This is a genomic window from Streptomyces sp. NRRL B-24572, assembly GCF_002156145.1.
GTDB lineage: Bacteria > Actinomycetota > Actinomycetes > Streptomycetales > Streptomycetaceae > Streptomyces > Streptomyces vietnamensis.
Genome location: NZ_MWIG01000903.1, coordinates 1 through 842 on the forward strand (window position 1 = coordinate 1; position 842 = coordinate 842).

The 842-nt window shown below is 68.6% G+C and carries 1 protein-coding gene; it reads right to left on the reverse strand.

Translation table 11 applies throughout. The features are described from left to right. A protein-coding gene (locus CCN56_RS38020; protein WP_373412949.1) for an IS5 family transposase occupies positions 1-796 on the reverse strand; the annotation gives its coding sequence in 2 pieces (ribosomal slippage) (positions 1-421 and positions 421-796; 797 coding nt annotated over the 2 pieces). This gene is flagged as partial in the annotation. Positions 797-842: the final 46 nt, after the last annotated feature.

The window sequence follows — 842 nt, forward strand, 5'->3', positions numbered from 1 at the left end:
GTGGCGAGGCCGAGGAAGGCTTCGTGGATGTCGTCGCGTCGTTCCCAGCGAACGCGTAGGCGTCGGAAGCCGTGCAGCCAGGCGATGGTGCGCTCGACAACCCAACGGTGGACTCCGAGGCCGGAGCCGTGCGGGACACCGCGTCGGGCGATGACCGGTTTGATGCCCTGCGTCCAGACGAGGCGGCGGTACTTGTCGTGGTCGTAGCCCCGGTCGGCCAGCAGCATGTCCGGTCGTCGCCTCGGCCGGCCGACCAGGCCGGCCACGGACGGGATCTTCGCGAGCAGGGGCATCAGCTGGGTCACGTCGTTGCGGTTTCCGCCGGTCAGCGACACGGCGAGTGGGATGCCCCGCCCGTCGACGAGGACGTGGTGCTTGCTGCCCGGACGTGCTCGGTCGACCGGGCTGGGACCGCTTTTGGGCCGCGTCGGGCGGCCCGGACATGGGTGGAGTCGATCACCGCCCGGGACCAGTCCAGCTGCTTCGCCGACCGTAGCTTCGTCAGCAGGACGACATGGAGCCGGTCCCACACGCCGGCCTCGTTCCAGGCGGCAAGCCGCCGCCAGCACGTCATGCCGGACCCGAAGCCGAGCTCCTGGGGCAGGTACTCCCACTGGATTCCGGTGTGGAGCACGAAGAGGATCCCGCACAGAGCCTGCCGGTCAGGCACCCGAGGCCGCCCCGCCACCAGCTTCGGCGCCGCAACCGGCAGCAACGGCTCTATCAGCAACCACAGTTCGTCCGAAACGACCCACGGCCGAGAGTTCCTCTTCGCCACGAACGGACCAACGAGCATCCAGGCCGACAGTCACACCATCAACGGCTTCTGTTAGGACCTCTAA